A 2,721-nucleotide genomic window follows, 5' to 3' on the forward strand; every position below is an offset into this window, starting at 1 on the left:
GCCCTAATTGAACTCAAGAGGTATGAGGAAGCCATTACTCACTTTGATCGGGCCTTAAGTCTCAAGCCTGATTCAGAAGCCTGGTCAAATAAAGGCGCCACCTTAAATGAGCTTAAGAAGCATGAAGAGGCGATTACCCACTTTGATCGGGCCTTAAGTCTACAGCCTGATTATGCAGAGGCTTGGTCAAATAAGGGGATCGCTTTAAATGAGCTCAAGAGATCTGTGGAGGCCATAGCTCACTACGAAAGAGCGCTTAGCCTCCGGTCTGATTATGCAGAAGCTTGGTCAAATAAGGGGGCTGCCCTTCATGGACTCAAGCGCTTTGAAGAAGCCATTACTCACTTCGAAAGAGCGATTAGCCTCAAGCCCGACTATGCAGAAGGCTGGTCAAACAAGGGGATCGCTTTAAACGAGCTCAAGAGGTATGAAGAGGCGATAGCTCACTTTGACCGGGCCTTAAGTCTCAAACCAGATTATGCAGAGGCTTTATCAAATAAAGGTGCCACCTTAATTGAGCTCAAGCGCTATGAGGAGGCTATTACTCACTTTGATCGGGTCTTGAGCCTTAAACCAGATTATGCAGAAGGCTGGTCTAATAAGGGGATCGCTTTAAACGAGCTCAAGAGGTATGAAGAGGCGATAGCTCACTACGAGAGAGCGCTTAGCCTCAAACCTGAGATTGATTGGGCGCATGGGGAGTTGCTTCATGCAAAGATGAAAATATGCTCCTGGGATCATTACCAAGATGAAGTCAATCAGCTTTCTAGTAAAGTGCATGCCTATCAAAAAGTAACGCAGCCTTTTCCACTGCTGGCTTTATCTGATGATGCTTTGCTACATCAAAAAGCTTCTGAGATTTATGTGCAAGATAGGCACCCAATCAATACTGCTTTAGGTCCCATTCCTAAGTTGGCTAAAAAAGAGAAAATTCGTATTGGTTATTTTTCTGCTGACTTTAGAAATCATGCTGTTTCTTTTTTAGCTGCTGAACTTTTTGAAATTCATGACAGAAGTCGCTTTGAAATATATGCCTTTTCACTGCTAAAGGCTTCCCCAGGTGATCAGATGAATTTACGCTTAAGAAAAGGCTTTGATAAGTTTGTAGATGTCGACAATTTGTCAGATCTAGAAATAGCTCAATTAGCTAGAAAATTAGAGATTGATATAGCGATTGATTTGTCTGGCCTAACTCAACACTGTAGAACTGAAATTTTTTCTTACCGGGCTGCACCCATTCAGGTCAATTGGTTAGGCTACCCTGGATCAATTGGCGTTAATTTTATTGATTATATTGTGGCTGATAAAACTATCATTCCAAAGTCACACCAACAGTTTTATACTGAGAAGGTTGCGCATTTGCCAGATACTTACATGGTGGATGACTCCCAGAGAATTTCCTCTTATAGAGCTTTTACAAAAGTAGAGTGTGGGTTACCAGAAAACGTTTTTATTTTCTGCTGCCTTAATAATGGCTATAAATATAATGAATTGGTCTTGAATGCCTGGTCCAAAATTTTATTGGCAGTAAAAAATAGTATTTTATGGATATCAGAAAATAATGAAGCCTTCAAGGCTAATGTAGTGGTTGAGTTTGAGAGACGAGGCATCGACTCTAGCAGGATTATTTTTGCTCAAAGAGTGGAGTTAATGGCAGACCATTTGGCAAGATATGCTCTTGCGGACTTATTTTTAGACACGCATCCCTACAATGCTCATAGTACAGCAATCGATGCTTTAAAAATGGGCATTCCCGTCCTTACTTTAATGGGGCAATCTTTTGCTAGCCGCGTAGCTGCTAGCCTCTTAAATGCTATTGGCTTACCAGAGCTTATTGCCAATACCCAAGAAGAGTATGAGGCCCTGGCGATAGAGCTAGCTCAGAACCCTCAGAAACTGGCAGATATTAAACAGACATTAGTTAACAACCGCTTAACCAAACCCCTATTTAATACGCCACTCTTTACTAAAAATCTTGAGGCTCTATATCTAAAAATGCATGAGCGTTATCAACAGGATCTAGAACCAGACCATATATCTATCGACTAAGCAGTGTTTTGGTGTGGCTAGACGGGTTGCTCTGAGGCTTAAATTATTAGATCTTAATCATAGCAATTAACAATCATCATAAAATGAGGCAATGAGTCATCAACTTCAATTAATGCTTCAGCAAGCGATTCAAGCCTTTGAGAGCGGCAATTTAGATAGCGCCGAAATAATTCTTAAAAGAGTTTTACAGGTTGATTCAAAAAATCTCCCTGCATTACATGTTTATGGTTTCATAAAGGCCTCGCAGTTCAATTTCAGAGAAGCTGCTGATTTATGGATTAGGGCTACTCGCATTAACCCTAATGATGCCTTCATCCATTACAACCTAGCAAAGGCTCTTTCGGACTCTGGAAATGATATAAAGGCGATTGCTCATCATAAAAAAGCCGTTGAACTAGCGCCCAATAATCCAGAGACTTGGCTTAATTACGGAAAAACAGTATCTAATTTAGGTAGCCATGAGATAGCTTTAGATTATTACAAGAAAGCCTTAAATATAGATCCTAATTATGTTCAAGCTAATTTGAATATAGGGGTCTCCCTTCATGAACTCAAGCGCTATGAAGAAGCAATTACTGCATTTGATAAAGCCCTAAGTCTCAAACCCGACTATGCAGAGGCTTGGTCAAATAAAGGTGCGACTCTCAATGAGCTCAAGCGGTACGAAGAGGC

Annotated in this window: 2 protein-coding genes; both read left to right on the top strand. The window is 40.9% G+C overall.

Going from position 1 to position 2,721, the window contains the following annotated elements:
* A partial coding sequence (locus ICN21_RS01615; protein WP_216176277.1) for a tetratricopeptide repeat protein occupies positions 1 to 2,049 on the top strand: 2,049 nt, incomplete at its 5' end.
* Positions 2,050 to 2,140: 91 nt separating this feature from the next.
* Positions 2,141 to 2,721: tetratricopeptide repeat protein (locus tag ICN21_RS01620; RefSeq protein ID WP_216176279.1), on the top strand; the 581-nt coding region annotated here is incomplete at its 3' end.

It is taken from the genome of Polynucleobacter sp. AP-Feld-500C-C5, assembly GCF_018882265.1.
Lineage (GTDB): Bacteria > Pseudomonadota > Gammaproteobacteria > Burkholderiales > Burkholderiaceae > Polynucleobacter.